At 66.5% G+C, this 18,889-nt stretch carries 21 protein-coding genes; 15 read left to right on the forward strand and 6 right to left on the reverse strand.

The genetic code is table 11. The features are described 5' to 3' along the window. Positions 1–32: 32 nt before the first annotated feature. The 9 genes from ACI3KU_RS00730 (at position 33) to ACI3KU_RS00770 (ending at position 6,941) form a co-directional block, all read left to right on the forward strand. The gene (locus tag ACI3KU_RS00730; RefSeq protein WP_404920365.1) at positions 33–677 is read left to right on the forward strand and encodes a peptidase M23; all 645 of its coding nucleotides are present in this window, start codon (positions 33–35) and stop codon (positions 675–677) included. A 59-nt stretch (positions 678–736) separates the two neighbouring features. Beyond that, positions 737–1,321 carry an RNA polymerase sigma factor gene (locus tag ACI3KU_RS00735; protein WP_404920366.1) on the forward strand — a complete coding sequence of 195 codons (585 nt, stop codon included), beginning with the start codon at positions 737–739 and terminating at the stop codon, positions 1,319–1,321. Next, entirely contained in the window at positions 1,305–2,330 is a 1,026-nt protein-coding gene (locus tag ACI3KU_RS00740) for a hypothetical protein (RefSeq protein WP_404920367.1), read from the forward strand. The genes ACI3KU_RS00735 and ACI3KU_RS00740 overlap by 17 nt, the downstream gene beginning before the upstream one ends. A 168-nt stretch (positions 2,331–2,498) precedes the next feature. Continuing rightward, positions 2,499–2,870 (forward strand): 30S ribosomal protein S6, encoded by a 372-nt coding sequence (gene rpsF / locus ACI3KU_RS00745; RefSeq protein WP_404920368.1) that lies wholly within the window; start codon positions 2,499–2,501, stop codon positions 2,868–2,870. Between the two features lie 5 nt (positions 2,871–2,875). Then, positions 2,876–3,394, forward strand: a complete 519-nt coding sequence (locus tag ACI3KU_RS00750) for a single-stranded DNA-binding protein (protein ID WP_404920369.1) — start codon at positions 2,876–2,878, stop codon at positions 3,392–3,394. A gap of 37 nt (positions 3,395–3,431) precedes the next feature. Further along, a complete protein-coding gene (rpsR, locus tag ACI3KU_RS00755) occupies positions 3,432–3,686 on the forward strand; it encodes a 30S ribosomal protein S18 (protein WP_017203799.1) in 255 nt (84 codons plus the stop codon). A gap of 11 nt (positions 3,687–3,697) precedes the next feature. Further along, entirely contained in the window at positions 3,698–4,150 is a 453-nt protein-coding gene (rplI, locus tag ACI3KU_RS00760) for a 50S ribosomal protein L9 (RefSeq protein WP_404920370.1), read from the forward strand. A 677-nt stretch (positions 4,151–4,827) separates the two neighbouring features. Next, the gene (dnaB, locus tag ACI3KU_RS00765) at positions 4,828–6,207 is read left to right on the forward strand and encodes a replicative DNA helicase (RefSeq protein WP_404920490.1); all 1,380 of its coding nucleotides are present in this window, start codon (positions 4,828–4,830) and stop codon (positions 6,205–6,207) included. 338 nt (positions 6,208–6,545) lie between these two features. Further along, positions 6,546–6,941: a hypothetical protein gene (locus ACI3KU_RS00770; protein ID WP_404920371.1), complete on the forward strand. Its 396-nt coding sequence runs from the start codon at positions 6,546–6,548 to the stop codon at positions 6,939–6,941. Here ACI3KU_RS00770 and ACI3KU_RS00775 read toward each other — a convergent pair. Both ACI3KU_RS00775 and ACI3KU_RS00780 read right to left on the reverse strand, forming a co-directional pair. Beyond that, positions 6,938–7,123: a hypothetical protein gene (locus ACI3KU_RS00775; protein WP_404920372.1), complete on the reverse strand. Its 186-nt coding sequence runs from the start codon at positions 7,121–7,123 to the stop codon at positions 6,938–6,940. The genes ACI3KU_RS00770 and ACI3KU_RS00775 overlap by 4 nt on opposite strands. Continuing rightward, entirely contained in the window at positions 7,089–7,379 is a 291-nt protein-coding gene (locus ACI3KU_RS00780; protein ID WP_404920373.1) for a hypothetical protein, read from the reverse strand. Before ACI3KU_RS00780 ends, ACI3KU_RS00775 begins: the two co-directional genes overlap by 35 nt. A 197-nt stretch (positions 7,380–7,576) precedes the next feature. Here ACI3KU_RS00780 and ACI3KU_RS00785 point away from each other — a divergent pair, with 197 nt between their 5' ends. The 6 genes from ACI3KU_RS00785 to ACI3KU_RS00810 are packed head-to-tail and all read left to right on the forward strand — an operon-like array spanning position 7,577 to position 13,973. Then, on the forward strand, positions 7,577–9,238 hold the full coding sequence (locus tag ACI3KU_RS00785; RefSeq protein WP_404920374.1) for a TIGR04028 family ABC transporter substrate-binding protein: 1,662 nt from the start codon (positions 7,577–7,579) through the stop codon (positions 9,236–9,238). 33 nt (positions 9,239–9,271) lie between these two features. After that, positions 9,272–10,252, forward strand: a complete 981-nt coding sequence (locus ACI3KU_RS00790; RefSeq protein WP_404920375.1) for an ABC transporter permease — start codon at positions 9,272–9,274, stop codon at positions 10,250–10,252. Further along, positions 10,249–11,115: an ABC transporter permease gene (locus ACI3KU_RS00795; protein ID WP_404920376.1), complete on the forward strand. Its 867-nt coding sequence runs from the start codon at positions 10,249–10,251 to the stop codon at positions 11,113–11,115. Before ACI3KU_RS00790 ends, ACI3KU_RS00795 begins: the two co-directional genes overlap by 4 nt. Beyond that, positions 11,112–12,722: an ABC transporter ATP-binding protein gene (locus ACI3KU_RS00800; protein ID WP_404920377.1), complete on the forward strand. Its 1,611-nt coding sequence runs from the start codon at positions 11,112–11,114 to the stop codon at positions 12,720–12,722. Before ACI3KU_RS00795 ends, ACI3KU_RS00800 begins: the two co-directional genes overlap by 4 nt. A gap of 40 nt (positions 12,723–12,762) precedes the next feature. Further along, the gene (locus ACI3KU_RS00805; RefSeq protein ID WP_404920378.1) at positions 12,763–13,350 is read left to right on the forward strand and encodes a CMD domain protein; all 588 of its coding nucleotides are present in this window, start codon (positions 12,763–12,765) and stop codon (positions 13,348–13,350) included. After that, positions 13,347–13,973, forward strand: coding sequence for an alkylhydroperoxidase domain protein (locus ACI3KU_RS00810; protein ID WP_404920379.1), 627 nt, complete (start codon positions 13,347–13,349; stop codon positions 13,971–13,973). The genes ACI3KU_RS00805 and ACI3KU_RS00810 overlap by 4 nt, the downstream gene beginning before the upstream one ends. A gap of 60 nt (positions 13,974–14,033) precedes the next feature. Here the strand turns inward: ACI3KU_RS00810 and ACI3KU_RS00815 are convergent, their stop codons facing one another. The 4 genes from ACI3KU_RS00815 to ACI3KU_RS00830 are packed head-to-tail and all read right to left on the reverse strand — an operon-like array spanning position 14,034 to position 18,873. Continuing rightward, positions 14,034–15,677 carry a peptide ABC transporter substrate-binding protein gene (locus ACI3KU_RS00815; RefSeq protein WP_404920380.1) on the reverse strand — a complete coding sequence of 548 codons (1,644 nt, stop codon included), beginning with the start codon at positions 15,675–15,677 and terminating at the stop codon, positions 14,034–14,036. A gap of 49 nt (positions 15,678–15,726) precedes the next feature. Then, the gene (locus ACI3KU_RS00820; RefSeq protein WP_404920381.1) at positions 15,727–16,680 is read right to left on the reverse strand and encodes an ABC transporter ATP-binding protein; all 954 of its coding nucleotides are present in this window, start codon (positions 16,678–16,680) and stop codon (positions 15,727–15,729) included. After that, positions 16,673–17,695 (reverse strand): ABC transporter ATP-binding protein, encoded by a 1,023-nt coding sequence (locus ACI3KU_RS00825; RefSeq protein WP_404920382.1) that lies wholly within the window; start codon positions 17,693–17,695, stop codon positions 16,673–16,675. Before ACI3KU_RS00825 ends, ACI3KU_RS00820 begins: the two co-directional genes overlap by 8 nt. Before the next feature lie 5 nt (positions 17,696–17,700). Then, the gene (locus ACI3KU_RS00830) at positions 17,701–18,873 is read right to left on the reverse strand and encodes an ABC transporter permease (protein WP_404920383.1); all 1,173 of its coding nucleotides are present in this window, start codon (positions 18,871–18,873) and stop codon (positions 17,701–17,703) included. Positions 18,874–18,889: the final 16 nt, after the last annotated feature.

Consider the following 18,889-nt stretch of genomic DNA (forward strand, 5'->3'; position numbering starts at 1 on the left):
AGTCGGCGCGCTGCGGAGAGCATGATCGCGTGATGACCTCGCCTGCCCGGCGCTCCCCGCAACGGCGGAAGCGTCGCCTCACGAAGAAGCAGCGTGCGGCCCGTCGCGAATGGCGACTGCGCGGGATCATCCTCGCGGCCATCGTCGGCGTCGTGGGCATCACGGTCGCGATCATCGCCGCCACTCCCCCGGCACCCGTCCTGCCGGATGTGGCCAGCGTCCGTGTCGACCCCTCCTCCGTGCCGGCGATGACGGTGGACGGGTACGACCAGGAGCAGCTGGTCAACGCAGCGGTGATCATCGACGTCGGAAACCAGCTGGGCCTCGGCCCCCGCGACCAGGCGATCGCCGTGATGACCGCGATGGGCGAATCCAGTCTGCGCAACATCGACTACGGCGACTGGGAGACCGCGCAGCGGACGAATCCCGATGGCTCGCCCACGTCGTCTGTGGGGCTGTTCCAGCAGCAGGACTGGTGGGGAACGCGCGACGAGCGGCTGGATCCGTCCACCAGTGCTCACCTGTTCTATGCGGCGATGCTGCGCAAGGTCCCCGACCGCGACGGTCTGGAACCGACTGTCGTCGCCCATCTCGTGCAGGTGAACAGCGACGAGCAGCACTACGCGAAGTACTGGGATTCCGCCGTCGCCGTGATCGCAGCCCTGGCCCAGTCCTGACCCCCGGCTCATCGCACGCGAATATGGAACTCCTTCGCGAACGATGAGGAATACCAGGTGTGAACACTGACAGCGAGATCCTGAGCCGGTCGCAAGATGAGCCCGGCGCCTTCGCCGAGCTCTTCGAGCGGCATGCCGTCGCCATCGGCGGGTACGCGCGTCGTCGGGTGGGTGCCGATGCGGTGGACGACGTGCTGAGCGAGACCTTCCTCATCGCGTTTCGTCGTCGCTCCACCTTCGATGGCGAGGCGACGTCGGCCCGGCCGTGGCTGCTGGGGATTGCGACACGCGTCATCCACCGGCTGCGACGCATCGAGGCGCGCCAATGGCGAGCGGGATTCGGAGAGGCCGAGACGGTGTCGTCTCACGAATCGCGAGCCGATGCTCAGCTGGATGCTGAATCGGCGCTGCGGCGACTGGCCCCGCGGATCGCGGCGTTGTCTCAGCGGGAACGGGACGTGCTGTTTCTCTACGCCTGGGAAGAACTCACCTACGAGCAGATCGCATCCGCGCTCAGCATCCCGGTGGGAACCGTCCGCTCGCGACTCAGTCGTGTTCGCCAGAAGCTCGGACCACCCGATTCTCGGGGACCAGGACGAGTGACGTGGATTGCGAAGGAGGAAGCGAATGTCGTGGGTAGATGAGGTCCGCACAGTGCGGACAGATGAGACACAGGTGACCGAGGCGCAGCTTGCGACCGCGCGACGCGCGCTTCAGCGGGAGATCGATCGGACGGCGTCGGATGGTCGGTCCCGCTCGCGGCAGCCGCGTTCGCGACGGCTGGGCCTGAGCCTCGGGCTCGGCGGCGTCGGCGTGGCCGGAGCGCTCGCGGTGGTGGGCATCGTCGCGGGCAGCGTCTTCGCTCCGGTTCCGAGCCCGGACGCGGCGGCGGCAGAGGTGTTCCTGCAGGCACAGGAATCCGTGCTGGACGGTATCGGCGCGGCCGATGTGACGCTGGAGCCCGGACAGTATCTGCGGGTGGAGCAGGTCACCGAGCAGCTCACCACGGACGGCTCTCAGAGTGACGTTGCCGCCGAGAAGGCGGGGTTCCTGCTACGGCAAGTGAGCGTGCTGTATGTGCCCGCCGATCGAAGCGAGGACTGGATCGTCGAGGCAGATGCTGCGGAAGTGGTCGCGCTCTACGGTGACGATGCGGAGGCCTTCACGGCGAACGTGTTGAGTGAGGGACTGAGTCAGGACGTGCTCACCGCCTATCCGGAAGGCGTTCGTGACGGTCAGCCGATCGACAAGTATCGCGACGACTACGACACGATGCCCCGCGATCCGGATGAGCTCCTGGCCTGGTTCGGCACTCGAGCTCCCGAGAGTTATGTGGGGTTCGAGCTGACGAATGCCCTGTTCCAGAACCTGCCGCCCGCAGACATCCGGGCCGCGATGCTCGGGGCGCTGGCGCGTGTCCCTGGCTATACGCTGGTGTCGCGCGACGGGAACATCGCCGTGGTGCAGGAAGCTCCGTTGTCCGACGGGCCGGAAGCGCGCAACACCCTGCTCACCATCGATACCTCAACGGGCCAGATCCTCAGCTTCACCGATGTGCAGCGGCATCCGGGGAACGTTGTGCCCGCGGACATCCCGGAGCAGGTAATCACTTTCACCACGTCGATCGTGGATGAGGCGCCGACACCGCAGTAGCTCTGCGAATGAACGCCTCGGGTCGCTCTGTGGACCCGGGGCGTTCCGCGCGCATCCATACGGTAGGCTGTTGTGGTTGCCTGGGCTCATTCTGCCCGGGCACATGCAACACACCCTCCTGCCGCGGGGAAAGTCTTCGCGGCCGATTAGTCCGAAGGAGGTGGGTCTGTGACGCACCAGTACGAACTCATGGTGATCCTTCACCCCGAGCTCGACGAGCGCCAGGTGGCCCCCAACCTCGACAAGTTCCTGAAGGTCATCACGAATGATGGTGGCTCGATCGACAACGTCGACGTCTGGGGCAAGCGCCGTCTTGCATACGAGATTCAGAAGAAGACCGAGGGCATCTACGCCGTCGTCAACTTCACCGCGACCAGCGAGGCCACGCTGGAGCTCGACCGTCAGCTCAAGCTGAGCGAGCTCGTCATGCGCACCAAGGTGCTGCGTGCCGAAGAGGCGATCGCCCTGGTCGCTGCTGAGGCCAAGCGCGCCGAGGAGAAGGCCGCTCGCAAGCCTAAGGCTCCGAAGAAGGACGCGTAATCACGATGGCCGGCGAAACGATCATCACCGTCGTGGGTAACCTCACGGCAGACCCCGAGCTGCGTTACACGCAGAACGGCCTGCCGGTGGCGAACTTCACGATCGCCTCGACCCCGCGTACGTTCGACCGTCAGGCGAACGAGTGGAAGGACGGCGAAGCGCTGTTCCTGCGTGCGAGCGTGTGGCGTGAGTTCGCCGAGCACGTCGCCGGATCGCTGACGAAGGGCTCGCGCGTCATCGCGACGGGCCGCCTGAAGCAGCGCTCCTACCAGGACCGCGAGGGCCAGAACCGCACGGCGATCGAGCTGGAGGTCGACGAGATCGGCCCCTCGCTGCGCTATGCGACGGCTCAGGTCACCCGTGCAGCCTCGTCCGGCGGTGCCGGCGGAGGCTTCAGTGGTGGTGGCGGCCAGAGCCGCCCCCAGCAGCAGGTCTCGGAAGAGCCCTGGTCGACCCCGGGATCTTCCTCGGGTGGCGACGGCTGGGCAGCTCCCGGCGCCTACGGCGACGACACCCCGTTCTGATTCGCCTCCGGGCACACATTCTCGATAAGGAAAAACCATGGCTGGAAAGTCGAGCGGCGACCGCCGCAAGCCGCGGAAGGGCGCAAAGAACGCCGCTCCCGCGAAGTCGATCCGGGTTGGCGTCATTGACTACAAGGACGTCGCAACCCTTCGCAAGTTCGTCTCGGAGCGTGGCAAGATCCGCGCCCGTCGTATCACCGGTGTCTCGGTGCAGGAGCAGCGTCTGATCGCCACCGCGATCAAGAACGCGCGCGAAATGGCGCTCCTGCCCTACGCCGGCGCTGGCCGCTAAGGAGCACCGGAATGGCAAAGCTGATTCTCACGAATGAGGTCGCCGGGCTCGGTAGCGCCGGTGACGTAGTCGAGGTCAAGAACGGGTACGCCCGTAACTACCTCGTTCCCCAGGGATTCGCCGTCAACTGGACGCGTGGTGGCGAGAAGCAGGTTGCTTCGATCCAGGCCGCTCGCCAGGCGCGTGCGATCCACGACCACGATGAGGCCGTCGCGCTGAAGAACAGCATCGAGGCCGCCAAGGTCCGCCTGGCTGTCAAGGCCGGCGCCGAGGGTCGTCTGTTCGGTTCGGTGAAGACCGAGACCATCGCGAACGCCGTCGAGGCCGCTGGCCTGGGCAAGATCGACAAGCGCAAGGTGCACATCACCTCTGTGATCAAGTCGACGGGCGAGCATGAGGCCACGGTTCGTCTCACCGACGACGTGACCGCGGTCATCACCCTTCAGGTTGTCGCTGCCAAGTAAGCAGCAGCACCGCAGTAAGCGCCCCTTCTCCCTCGGGAGGAGGGGCGCTCTGCTGTTACGCTCGCCGCCGGTCGAGCGCGTGTCCTGAAACGAGGGCTTTGTCGCGAGCAGAGGACGAGAGCCACCGCCCAGCCCTCATCCCGGCGAAATCTCCTCGTCTCAGGACACCGGAGGGCCTCGACGAGCGAGCAATGGGGAACATGCCGCTTCGCTCATACGAGCAGGATCGCGCCGCGGTTATCCCCCGTTTTGTACACAGGGCACGCCCGGCGGTCGTTAACATTCAACAGGTACTTCAAGATTCTTTCCCCAGACCGACTGTGGATGGAAAAAGGCCAGGTAGATTCACATAAAAAAGTTTGCCATCCACAAGTTATCCCCAGTTCTCCCCAGGGTTTGTCCACAGTTCGAACGGCGTTTCGCTCAGGCTCTCCACAGAGTTATCCACAGGGGCATTTGACCTGTGGAGGAGCGGGTCATAGCGTGAGTTCACGACCGGATCTCGTCCCCGCGCGCGTGCCCCGCACCCCTCGATCCAGAGGGATGTCGGAGGCTCGTGATCTCATGCAGAAGACGCGAGTTCGGTCGGAATCGACGGGTGGCACGTCCCGTCACATCGTTGCGCCCGGCGCGGGGAAGGAGTGCGTGTGTCTATCGCTGACATCACGGAGGACCGGATGGGCGGTGCTCCGCGCCCGGAGCGCACCCCGCCGCACGATTTTCTCGCCGAGCAGTCCACCCTGGGCGGCATGCTGCTGTCGAAGGACGCGGTCGCCGATGTCATCGAGACGCTGCGCGGCACCGACTTCTACATCCCTAAGCACGAGGTCATCTACGAGGCGATCCTCTCGCTGTACTCCCACGGTGAGCCCACCGATGTGGTGGCCGTCACCGACGAACTGATCAAGACCGGCGATCTGCAGCGCGCCGGGGGAGCGGACTACCTCCACACGCTCACCTCGATCGTCCCCACAGCGGCAAACGCTGGTTACTACGGCAGCATCGTGGCGGAGCGCGCGCTGCTGCGTCGCCTGGTGGACGCCGGCACGCGCATCGTGCAGATGGGCTATGCCGGTGAGGGCGATGCCACCGAGATCGTGAACAGCGCGCAGGCGGAGATCTACGGCGTCACCGGACAGCAGACCGCCGAGGACTATGTCCCGCTGACCATCGCGGTCGACGCCGCCGTCGAGGAGATCGAGGCCGCGCGCGGGCGCGAAGGCCGGATGACCGGAATCCCCACCGGCTTCCGTGAGCTCGACGAACTCACCAACGGTCTGCACGGCGGTCAGATGATCGTCGTGGCCGCGCGTCCCGCCATGGGAAAGTCGACCCTGGCGCTCGACTTCGCGCGCGCTGCGGCCATCAAGCACGAGATGCCCACCATCTTCTTCTCGCTCGAAATGGGTCGCGCCGAGATCGCCATGCGTCTGCTCAGCGCGGAGGGCGGCATCATGCTGCAGAACCTCCGTAAGGGCATGATGGACAACCGCGACTGGACGCAGGTCGCCGCCACTCGCGGACGCATCAACGACGCGCCCCTCTACATCGATGACAGCCCCAACATGACGCTGGTCGAGATCCGCGCCAAGTGCCGCCGACTCAAGCAGCGCGTGGGTCTGCGCATGGTGGTCATCGACTATCTCCAGCTCATGACCAGCGGCAAGCGCGTCGAGTCGCGTCAGCAGGAGGTCTCGGAGTTCTCGCGTGCGCTGAAGCTGCTCGCGAAGGAGCTCCAGGTTCCGGTCATCGCGCTGTCCCAGCTGAACCGTGGTCCGGAGCAGCGTCAGGACAAGAAGCCCGCCATCAGCGACCTGCGTGAGTCCGGCTCCATCGAGCAGGACGCCGATATGGTCATCCTGCTGCACCGCGAGTCTGCCTATGACAAGGACGTGCGGCCCGGCGAAGCTGACCTCATCGTGGCCAAGCACCGTAACGGTCCCACCGCGACGGTTCCCGTCGCGTTCCAGGGCCACTACTCCCGCTTCACCGATATGGCTCAGGGCGAAGCCCCCGGTGGCCCCGGTCCCGAAGGCGGCAGCGGCGGCTTCGACTGACGCGGAAACGTCATGTTGATCGGCGTCGGTCGGCTGCCTGACGTCGGCGTGTTGACGAGGCCGGTCGTCGATTGTGAAGCGTCCGTCAGACCAGATGGAGATCGCCAGGCAACTTCGCGCTCATGGCACCAGAGTTCGACGCGCTCTTTGACGCCGAACTGACGTCGATGCTCGGGCTCTCCATCGACGCACCGCGAGCATCACTGTGATCACACGGAGACTGACGGTGGCGCGCGACCTCGCAGAATCGGGACCCACTCCGCTACGGTCGGTCGCGTAGGGTCAGGAAGGTTCGCCTTGGGACATTCCTCACCACCGCTTCGAGTGAGAGGGCACTCATGTCACTTTCGTTTCCCGACTCCCCACAGCCCCTGGTTTCTCTCGGGCAGATCCATGCGACTGCTGACACGGTCATCACGCCCGCGGGCAGCTGGCCGCTGGCGCAGGTGAATGTGACCACGCGGGACCAGACCTCCACCACGACACACACGCCGGGGTGGGCCATCGTCCTGACAGTGGTGCTGATCTGGTTCTTCCTGCTGAGCCTGCTGTTCCTCCTCGCTCGCGAGCGCCGCGTGACGGGAACGGTGGCGGTGACGGTCACGGCGGCCAACGGTCAGTCCTTCACCGACAACATCCCCGTCGGCAATGACTTCCAGCGTCATGACCTCTTCAACCGGGTCGCCTATCTTCAGTCCCTCATCGGCGCCGAGCGCCAGCGCACAGCGTATTAATCGCCGCGCGGGGCCCGGCCGATGATCGTCTGCGGCACCACCCAGTCCCGCATGCGCGGCAGATTTCCCAGCGGAGACCAGAGGCCGATGTGCTCCTTGTCCAGCACGATGCCGGCGACGCCATGCTGTCCCAGCGACTCCAGGTAGTCAATCGCCTGCGGCGTGGGCAGTGACAGCACCACCGACGCGTCCTGGCCGAGCTGCGTCGCGGCCTCCAGCGCGATCGCGGCAGCTGTAGACGCAGATGACGGGCCCCATCCCAGGCGGCTGCACGGCATACGGGGTGGGGGAGTCGGGCGCGCCCCGGTTGACGAAGAACCAGAGTCCGAGTCGCGCGGCCGCCTGCCATACGGCGATCTGACCCGCGTCATCGCTGGAGTCGGCGGCGAGACGATCCAGTTCCGTCACCAGCACCGGTGCGTTATCGAAGTTGTTCATTCGTGCTCCCGTCAACCCCTCCACACATCATCGCAGGCGTGGCACATGCACATGTAGCTCCGGCCGTGGCGCGGAATTGCGCAACAAGTCGCGCTATTTCACATTGCGGCGGCATGCGACGACATCGGCGAACCGGGGGCAGTGGCGATTTCTAGGGTCGGTGACTACCAAGTCTTCCCCCTGCAAGGAGCCAACACATGTCCGCGATCCGCCGCCTCACCCCACCGGGCATCGCCCTGCTCGGTGCCGCCCTTCTGCTGTCCGCCTGTGCCCCCGCCGGCGCGGTGAGCAGCGGGTCCGGCGAACAATCCAGCGCGAGCAGCAGTAGCGCATCACCCGTCACGGGTGGCACGCTCACGTTCCTGGAATCCCAGATCCCCACCTGCCTCTACGCCGGCGGTGGCGGGTTCTACCCGAACGCCACGCTGATCAATCAGCTCGGCGACAAGCTCACCTACCAGGACCCCGAGACGCGGGAGATCACCCCGTGGCTCGCCACCGAGTGGGAGGTGAACGCCGACGCCACCGAGTACGTCTTCCACCTCCGCGATGACGTCACGTTCTCCGACGGATCCCCGCTGACGGCGGAGGTCGTGGCTCTCAACTTCGACCACTTCGGTCTGGGCGACGAGGCGCTCGGCCTGTCGAAGCAGGAGTTCGTCTCCAACTACGTCGGCAGCGAGGTCGTGGACGAGCACACCGTGAAGTTCACCTTCAGCGCCCCGAGCCCCGGCTTCCTGCAGGCGACGAGCGTCGTGGGATCCACGATCGTGGCCAAATCCACGGCCGAGCTGCCCTACGAAGAGCAGTGCCAGATCGACAACTACGTGGCCTCCGGCCCGTTCACGGTCTCCAACGTGGTGCCCGAACAGCAGTACGACCTCGCCGCCCGCGACGACTATGACTGGGCTCCCGCCGAAGACGAGCACCAGGGCCGCGCCTACCTCGACGCGATCAGCGTGATCGTCACCCCCGAGGACAACGTCCGCATCGGTGCCCTGACGTCCGGTCAGGCCGACGCGATCCGCGCCGTTCAGGTGTACGACGTCGCCAACATCGAAGCCGCGGGCAGCACCGTGTACTACGCGCCGACCAACGGCGTGAACCCGCAGTTCGCGCTGCGTCCGGGCAACCCGATCCTCGCCGACATCCAGGTGCGTCAGGCGCTGCAGAAGGCGACCGACGTCGAGACCGCCGTGAAGACGATCTATCTCGGCAAGTTCGACGTCGCGTCCTCCGTGCTGAGCCACGGCGCGACCGGTTACGAAGACCTCTCCGACAAGTTCGGCTACGACCTCGAGGGTGCCAAGAAGCTCCTCGACGAGGCCGGTTGGGTCGAGGGCACCGACGGCATCCGCGCGAAGGACGGCGTGAAGCTGGAACTCACCACCTGGCCCGGCGCCGTGTTCCCGCTCAACCAGCAGCTGGATGAGCTGATCGCGGAGCAGTGGAAGCTCGCCGGCGTGCAGCTGAACATCGTCACCCCCGATCAGGCCACCGCCACGGCCGGGTCCAAGGACCCGCTGCAGCAGCCCGTTGCGATCACACACGTGGGCCGTGTCGACCCCGATGTGATCTGGTCGAACTTCGGCTCGAAGTCCAACCGCAACGCCCTCGGCTTCACCCCCCAAACCGCTGACGCCACGCTGGACGCCCTGCTCACCGACATCACGCGCCTGCCCACCACGGACGAGCGCTACGCGAAGGCTGCCGAGGCGCAGGAGTACCTCATCGACCAGGCCTACGTGATTCCGCTCTACGAGCTGCCACAGACCTACGCCGCGCAGAGCAAGGTGCACGGCCTCAGCTGGGAGGCGGTCGGTCGCGTCGATCTGACCGACGTCTGGGTCCAGCAGTAAGTCACCGACGGAGAGCAGGAAGGAGAAGAGACGATGGCACGTTATCTGATCGGACGGGTGCTGCAGGCGCTGCTGGTGTTGTGGATCGCCTACACAGCCACCTTCTTCCTGCTCTCCGTGCTGCCCGGCGACGGGATCATGATCAAGTTCGAGAGCCCGGAGATGGGGCTCTCGACGGTGGAGATCGAAGCGATCCGCCAGTACTACCACGTGGATGACCCCACCCTCATCCAGTACCTCAACGCGGTGATCGGCACGCTGCAGGGGGACCTCGGCTACTCGATCCAGAACGCCGTCCCCGTGCGCGAGCGCCTGGCCACCGCGGTGCCGCAGACCCTCTCGGTCGCGATTCCGGCCTTCGTACTGGCCGTGGTCCTCGCCGGCGTCTTCGCGCTGCTGGCCGGGTTCGCCCGATTCGCCTGGCTGCGCCGATTCATCCAGTCGATTCCGTCGCTGCTGATGTCGCTGCCCTCCTTCTGGGTGGGGCTGCTGCTGATCCAGGTGTTCTCGTTCCAGCTCGGCTGGGTGCCGATGATCAATCCCAACCCGGTGCAGGCGCTGGTTCTGCCGATCATCACGCTCGCGATTCCGATCTCCGCCCCGCTCGCGCAGATCTTCCTGCGCAGCCTCGAAGACGCGCAGAGCCGGCCGTTCGTGCAGGTGGTTCATGCGAAGGGCGCCGGTCGGTGGTGGGTGCTCTCGCGCCACACCGCGAAGAACGCGCTGCTTCCGACGCTCACGATGGCGGGCCTGATCTTCGCCGACATCCTGGCGGGCTCCGTCGTGGTGGAGACCGTGTTCGGCCGGCCCGGCATCGGTCGCCTGATGTCCGACGCCGTCGCCTCCCAGGATCTGCCCGTGATCCAGGCCGTGGTGATCATCGCCGCCGCCCTGTTCGTCACCGTCAACCTGCTGGTGGATCTGCTCTATCCGATCCTCGACCCGCGACTGCGGCGCCAGTGGACCGCGCCGGAGTCCCGTTCCCTCAACACCCGACAGGAGGTGGTGGCATGACCGCCGCCGTGACCCTGCGAGCGGCCGGCACCGAGGCGGTGCGGGTCGCCCATCGCATCGAGAAGCGTCGCATCGCGCTGCCGTCCCTCACGCTCATCCTCGCCTGGCTCGTCATCGCCGTGGTGGTCGTCTGGGCCGTCGCCCCCTGGTGGCTCGCGCCGTCCGGACCCTACGATCCGGTGTCAGGCGGACTCACCGGCCCGAGCGCCGCGCACCCCTTCGGCACCGACCAGGTGGGTCGCGATCAGCTCGCGCGCGTGATCTTCGGAGCTCGCGAGTCGCTGCTGGGTGCCGGTATCGCGGTGACCATCGGCCTCGGTCTCGGCGTGCTGCTCGGCGCGATCTCCGGTTCCGTGGGTGGCGTCGTCGACACGACCATCATGCGCATCGTCGACGTGCTGCTCGCCGTTCCGGGCCTGCTGCTCGCCCTCACCCTGGTCGCGCTGCTCGGCACCGGGACGATCAACACCGCCATCGCCGTGGGCATCGGATCCATCGCCGGATTCGCCCGGCTGGTGCGCAGCGAAGTCGTCACGGTGCGTGAGACCGAGTACGTGGAGGCGGCGTACAGCTCCGGTGGATCGTTCTTCACCGTGCTGTTCCGCCACATCCTGCCGAATTCTCTGCTGCCCGTGCTCGCCCTGTTCGCGCTGCAGTTCGGCGGTGCCATCCTCGCGCTGTCCACGCTCGGCTTCCTCGGCTATGGCGTCCAGCCACCGGATCCGGAGTGGGGAATGATCATCGCGCAGGGCCGCAACCTGCTGAGCTCCGCGCCGTGGGTGACCGCCTTCCCGGGCCTGGTGATCCTGCTCGTCGTGCTGTCGTCCAACCGCATCAGTCAGTCCCTGGGGGTGCGCCGATGAGCGCCTTGGAAGTTCGCGATCTGGTGGTCGGATACGAGACCCGGCGCGGCCGCGTGATCGCCGTCGACGGCATCGACATCACGATCCAGCCCGGCGAGACCGTCGCGCTGGTGGGGGAGACCGGCTCCGGCAAGACCACCGCGGCGCTCGCATCGATCGGCCTGCTGCCGCAGGGAGCGAAGCTGCTGCGAGGATCCGTGACGCTCGGTCGCACCGACATCACGCGACTGCGGGGTAAGCGACTCGAGCGCCTGCTGGGTAAGGAAGTCGGTCTGATCCCGCAGGACCCGACCGCCTCGCTCGACCCGCTCAAGCCCATCGGCTGGCAGATCGGCGAGGTGCTGCGCATCCACGGTGAGCGCTCGCGGGAGCGCATCGAGGAGGAGGTGCACGTGCTGCTGGAGCGCGTGGGACTCACCGACGCGAAGCGCATCGCACAGTCCTACCCGCACGAGCTGTCGGGCGGTCAGCGCCAGCGCGCGCTCATCGCGGGAGCCGTCGCCCTGCGGCCCGCGCTCATCGTGGCCGACGAATCGACCAGCGCCCTCGATGTCACCGTGCAGCGGCGCGTGCTTGATCTCATCGATGAGATCCGTCGCGAGGACCGCAGCGGTGTGCTCCTGGTCACGCACGATCTGGGTGTCGCCGCCGAGCGCGCCGATCGCATCATCGTGCTGCGCCACGGCGTGGTGGAGGATGACGGACCCATCGACGTCATCCTCGGCGGGCGCGCGGGGGAGTACACCCGAACCCTCGTCGCGAACGCGCCCGCGCTGAACACTCCGCCGTTCCGTGATCCGCTGCTGCACACCGACGCGGAGCCCGAGATCGTGGTGAACGGCCTGGTCAAGCGCTTCGGCGCGCAGCGCGGGAAGGATGCGGTCGCCGCCGTCAACGACGTGTCCTTCACGGTGGCTCGGGGCACCACGCACGCGATCGTGGGGCAGTCCGGATCGGGGAAGTCGACCATCGCGCGCATCCTGATGGGGTTCGAGTCGGCCACGAGCGGTTCGGCCGTCGTTTCGGGGCGCGATGCCACCACGCTTCCCCGCGGCGGTCGGAAAGAGTTCTGGCGCCACGCGCAGTACGTGTATCAGAGCCCCTATGCGTCGCTGGATCCCACGATGAGCGTGCTCGACATCGTGGCGGAGCCGCTGATCCGCTTCGGCATCGCCGATCGTCGCGCCGCGCGCGTGCAGGCGGCGGAGCTGCTGCACCGAGTGGCGCTCGATGAGCGCTATCACGACCGGCGTCCGCGCGAGCTCTCCGGAGGCCAGCGTCAGCGGGTCGCGATAGCCCGAGCACTCGCCCCGGATCCGCGGGTCGTCATCCTCGACGAGCCGGTATCCGCGCTCGATGTCACCGTCCAGGCGCAGATCCTCGACCTGCTCGAGGAGCTGCAGCGCGAACGCGGCCTCACCTACGTCTTCATCTCCCACGACCTCGCCGTGGTGCGTCGCCTCTCCGACACCGTCACGGTGCTGCGGCAGGGCGAGGCCGTGGAGCAGGGTCCCGTGCGCTCCGTGTTCGAGGACCCGCAGCACGAGTACACGCGGGCTCTGCTGGACGCGATCCCGCGCGTCGTGCTCGACCTGTTCGAGATCTGATCCCCCCAATCCGCCGACAAAACAACCCCTGGGAGAATCCATGTCATCGCTGCCCGTGGACGTGATCGATCAGATCGCGTCCGTGCCCGCCGACCTCGACGCCGTGCGTCGTCGTCGGCCCGATACGCGCGAGTACGCGCAGAAGTACTTCGAGTCGATCTTCGAGCCGATCGACGACTCGCAGCTCGCCGTCAGCGACCGCTGGCTGCTGGCTGCGTTCGTCACGCGGCTGACGGCCGACGACGCGACGGCCGCGTACTACGCGGCCGAGGCTCGTCGCAACGCTCCCGAGCAGGCCGAGGCCGTGCTCGCTGCGGCAGAGCGCTGGGTTACGTCGGGGCCGTTCGGCCACTATGCCGAGCCGGGGCTCGCCGGAGAGAACACCGATGGTCTGCGCCTGCAGGCGGAGGACCTGGTGGACATCGAGCCCCGCCTCGCCGCGGGTCTGGCCCATGCTCACCTCGTGACCTACCGGCTGCGAGAGACCGATGGCACCTCGCACGATCTGCTCCTGAACGCGGGATGGAGCATCGACGGCATCGTCACGCTCTCGCAGGTGTTCGCCTTCCTCGCCTTCCAGCAGCGCGTCATCGCCGCGCTCACCGTGCTGAAGGCGGTGGCAGCATGAGCGTTGTCGAGACTGCGGCCCTCACCTACGAGCTGCCTCACCCGGATGTGTTCACCACCGAGCAGGTGGGCTGGGTGCCGTGGCTGGAGCCGCCCGCGCGTGACGAGCTCACCCAGCGTCAGCTCGACGGCCTGGACGACGAGCGACGGGCGGCCAGCCCGTACTTCCGACTGCTGGCGCGGGACCCGGAGCTGCTCTACAACCGCACGCGCACCGACAAGGGCATCTTCTACAACGAGGACGCCGGCGCTCCCCGTGCCGATCGCGAGCTCGCGGCGGCGGTGGCCTCGCGCGTCAACGGCTGTGTGTTCTGTGCCTCCGTGCACGCCCGCTTCTCCGGCAAGCTCTCCCGCCGCGAGGAGGACATCGCCCGCCTTCTGGAAGAGGGCGTCGACGCGGATCTCGGTCCGCGCTGGAACGCCGTGAAGGACGCGGCGATCGCGCTGACGCAGACGCCGATCGCGCTCACCACCGCGCACGTCGAGGCGCTGCAGGCCGAAGGATTCGACGCGCTGTCGATCCTGGACGTACTGCAGGGAGCGTCGTTCTTCAACAACGCGAACCGACTGATGCTCACGCTCGGTCGCGCCGTGAAGCCGGGTGTGGAGATCGACCCGTCCTGACAACGGAAACGACAGCGGGGCGGGGATCCGTGATCCTCGCCCCGCTGTGTCGTCGTCCGCTTACTTCGCGGCGACCTCCTGCGCGCCCTTGAAGTAGAGCGTGCTGAGCGGAGTGAGCGTCCAGCCCTCCACCGTGGGGGCGAACATCACGTTACGCGCGCGGTAGTAGGTGTTGATCAGGGCGCTGTCCTGGCCGATGAGGATGTCCTCGGCCTGGTGCATGAGCTCAGCGCCCTTCGCGGCGTCGGTCTCCGAGTTGATCTGCGTGAGCAGCGCGTCAAACTCCGGGTTGGAGTACTTCGCGTTGTTCAGCTCGGAGCCAGTGGCCCATCCGGCGAGGAAGGTCATGGGGTGCAGGTAGTCGCCGCCCCAGCCCATCGCCGCGATGTCGAAGTTGCCGGCCTTGACGCCGTCGTAGTAGACCTTCCACTCCTGGGTGGTGATGGTCATGTCGATGCCGAGGTTCTTCTTCCACATCTGCTGCAGCGCCTCGGTGACCTTCTTCACGGTGTCATCCGTGTAGTACGACAGCTCGATGGGCGGCAGACCCTCACCGTTGGGGTAGCCGGCCTCGGCGAGCAGCTTCTGAGCCGCCTCGATGTCGCCGGCGGGCTTGATGCCCCAGTCCGGACGGTCCTCGGTGAAGTCCTTGCCGTCCAGCACGTAGCCGGGCGCGACGATGCCGGTGGCCGGCTTGTCGGTGGACTGCAGCACCTTGTCGATCAGCGCCTGACGGTCGATCGCGAGGCTGAGGGCCTGGCGCACCTTCGGGTTGTCGAAGGGGGCCTTCGTGAGGTTCATGATGAAGTAGCTCGTGCCGAACTGCGGAACCGTGTAGAGGTCCTCGCTGTCGGTCTTCAGGCGCGGGAGATCGTCGGTGGGAACCGCGGAGATTCCGTCGACCTGACTCGACTCGAACGCCGTGAGCGCGGTGGCCTGGTCGGGGATCACGCGCAGGGTGATCTCCTCGAGGCTCACCGTGTCGGCGTTCCAGTAGTTGGGGTTCTTCACCAGCGTGATGCTCTTGCCGAACGTCATGTCGCTGACCATGAAGGCGCCGTTGCTGACGTAGGTGTCGGCCTTCTTCGCCCAGGTGTCGGCGTTGCCCTCGACGACATCCTTCTTGACGGCGTTGAACGGGTACATGTTCAGCATCGGCAGGAAGAACGGGGTGGGGGTCTTCAGCTTCACCACGAAGGTGCTCGCGTCGGGAGCCGAGATGCCCACCGCGGCCTTGTCGCCGGTGCCCGCGTAGAACTCCGCTGCACCCACGATGTAGTCGGTCAGCAGGTTCGCGTACTGACCGGCCAGGTTCTGATCCAGCACGCGGAACCACGAGTACAGGAAGTCCTCGGAGGTGAGGGGGCTGCCGTCGGACCACTTCAGATCCGGACGCAGGTGGAACGTGTACTCGAGACCGTCGGCGCTCACGTCCCACTTCTCGGCGAGGCCGCCGACCAGTTCGTTCTTGGCGTCATAGGTCACCAGGGGCTCGAACGTGTTCATGATCACGGGCGACGCGAAGCTGTTGCTCGTGACTCCCGGATCGAGGCTGTCCGCCTCCTCGTTGACGGCGAACACGATCTTCTGGTCGGCCGCGGATGTGCCATCGCCTCCGCCGCCGGTGTCCCCGGCGGAGCAGCCGCTGAGCAGCAGGGCCGCGACCGCCACGAGCGCCGTGGCGCCCAGAGCGAGCTTCTTCATTGCGTTACTCCTTCGATAGTGGTGTTGCTGTGCGACGGGCGTGAACCCGTCACGAGACCATGTGGCAGGCGACCTGATGCCCGTCGCCGACGTCGCGCATCTCCGGCACGACATTCGCGCAGATGTCCTGTGCCAGCGGGCACCGGGTGCGGAAACGGCAACCGCTCGGCGGGGTGATGGGACTGGGCAGATCACCGTCGATCGACGCTTCGACGCGCCGGCTGGATGCGGAGGGATCGGCGATCGGGACCGCCTTCAACAGGCCCTGCGTGTACGGGTGCAGCGGGTTGCGGTAGATCTCCTCGCTCTCGCAGAGCTCCACGAGCTGACCGAGGTACATCACGCCCACGCGGTCGGAGACATGGCGCACCATCGCGAGGTCGTGCGCGATGAAGAGGTACGTGATCCCGCGTTCCTCCTGGAAATCGCGCAGCAGGTTGATCACCTGCGCCTGCACGGAGACATCCAGCGCGGAGATCGCCTCGTCGGCGATGATCACGCGCGGGTTGAGGATGAGCGCCCGTGCGATGCCGATGCGCTGGCGCTGACCGCCGGAGAACTCGTGGGGATACCGGGAGATGTGCTGTCCGGACAGGCCGACGGCCTCCAGCATGTCGCCCACGAGGTCTCGGGCCGCACGCGCATTGCGCACGACACGCTGTGCGATGAGGGGCTCGGCGATGATCTCGCCCACGGTCATCCTGTCGTTCAACGACGATGCCGGATCCTGGAAGATCATCTGGATCTTCGGACGGATGGGGCGCAGCTCACGATCCTTCATGTGCGCGATCTCGACGCCCTCCAGCCGGATGCTTCCGGCGGTGGGCTCGTACATCCGGATGACGGTGCGCGCAACGGTCGACTTGCCGCAGCCCGATTCGCCGACGAGGCCGAGCGTCTCGCCCGCACCCACCGAGAAGCTGACCCCGTCCACGGCGTGCACGACGGAGCCACGCTTGCCGCTCACCGGGAAGTGCTTGACCAGACCCTCCACCTCAAGCATGAGCGCTCCTCACCTCGGTCAACGGATTGTTCTCTGCCGGCGCCTCGGGCGAGAGCAGGTGACAGTGCGAGACGTGAGTGTCGGAGAGCCGCGTGGCCGGTGGGGGAGTGGTCTGGCAGATCTGCCGCGCGTACGCGCAGCGATCGGCGAACGCGCACCCCTGCGGCGGGAACATCAGATCGGGTGGCGATCCCGGGATCGACTCCAGCCGCTCATCGCGGTCACCGTCGATGCGGGGAACGGAGGCGAGCAGACCGAGCGTGTAGGGGTGGGCGGTGTGGGAGAAGATCTCATCCAGCGTGCCCTCCTCCACGATCGTCCCGCCGTACATCACCGCCACGCGCGAGCACACCTCCGCGACGACGCCGAGGTCGTGCGTGATGAAGATGACGCTCATACCGAGTTCGGCCTGCAGACGCCGCAGGATGCGGAGGATCTGGTCCTGGATGGTCACATCCAGCGCCGTCGTCGGCTCGTCGGCGATGAGGACCTCGGGCTTGCACGCGAGTGCCATCGCGATCATCACGCGCTGGCGCATTCCGCCGGAGAACTCATGGGGATACGACGAGTACCGCCGCTCCGGTTCCGGGATGCGCACCATGCGGAAGAGCTCGAGAACCCGTTCCTTGGCCTCCGCCTTCGACATCTTCTCGTGCGTGTCCAGGAGTTCGCGCACCTGCTTACCGACCGGGATCAGCGGGTTGAGACTCGACATCGGGTCCTGGAACACCATCGAGATGCGCTTGCCCCGAATCGCACGCAGCTGCGCGTCGGGGAGCGTCGCGAGGTCCTTGCCGTCGAAGCGGACTGATCCGCCGACGATCTTCCCGCCGTGCGCGAGCAGCTGCATGATCGACATCGCCGTGACGCTCTTGCCGCTGCCCGATTCGCCGACGATGCCGAGGATCTCACCCGGTGCCAGATCGAAGCTCACGCCGCGTACCGCCTTGACCTCGCCCTTGCGGGTGAAGAAGGACGTCTGCAGGTTGTCGACCTCGAGGACGTTCGCGCTCATGGCATTCACCTGTTCTGCCGGGGGTCGAGGGCGTCGCGAAGACCGTCGCCGATGAAGTTGAAGGCGAACATCAGGATGCAGATCGCGCCGGCCGGGATGAACAGCTGGAACGGCGCCGAGCGCAGCGTCGCGAGGGCATCGTTGGACATGGTTCCCAGGCTCGCCATGGGCGGGGCGACCCCCAGACCGATGAAGCTCATGAACGCCTCGATGAAGATGGCAGAGGGAATCAGCATGGTCGCGGTCACGACGATGGAGCCGGTCACGTGCGGAATGATGTGCTGGCCGAGGATGCGCGCGTCGCTCGTTCCCATGATCTTCGCGGCGGCGACGAACTCGCGCTGGCGGATGGTGAGCACCTGTCCGCGCACCACGCGAGCCATATCGACCCAGTACACGGTCGACAGCGCGATCACGATGCTGAGGAACCCGCTGGAGCCGGCCATCAGCACCTGGATGAGAACGACATAGAGGATGAGCGGGATGGTGCTGACGATGTCGACGACGCGCATCATCACGGCATCCACGTTTCCGCCGATGTAGCCCGAGATGCCGCCGTAGATCACCCCGATCACGAGGTTCACGGCCATGGCGATCAGGGCGATCAGCAGGGAGATGCGCAGGCCGAACATGAGCCGGGTGAGCATGTCCCGGCCGAGGCCATCGGTGCCCAGCACGTGATCGGTGTTCCACATGGTGGTGGAGTTCGAGATGGTCTTGCCGTCCTGCATGAGGGTCGGCGGCTTCACGCGGTAGTTGATGGTGAGCTCTTCGCCGCCACCCACATCGAACGTCATCCGCTTGGCGACCGGATCATCCTCGCCGCCGCCGAAGGTGCCCACGAGGTGACCGCCTCCGTCGAGCTCCACGAGCGTGAGGTTCTGGGTCGCGACGAAGAACCGTCCGTCCACGTCGGTGGCCTGCATCACCGGCGGGAGGCTGACGTGGTCGAGGTTCTGCTCGTCGTAGGAGTAGGGCGACAGCGCCGGGCCGATCAGCGCGAATAGCGCCATGATGATGACGACCACCACGCCGGTCACGGCGGACGGGCGACGCAGGAAGCCGGTGATCGCGCGGCGTGCGAAGGACTCGCTGGGGCGGCGCAACTGCTCCGCGTCTCGCGGAGTGCGTGTGGCCGGTGCCCACGGATCAACGGGGGCGGTGGTCGTCGAGGTCATGAGTCGAACTCCATCC

Origin of the sequence: Microbacterium sp. ZW T5_56 (assembly GCF_044987425.1) — a bacterium.
Taxonomy (GTDB): domain Bacteria; phylum Actinomycetota; class Actinomycetes; order Actinomycetales; family Microbacteriaceae; genus Microbacterium.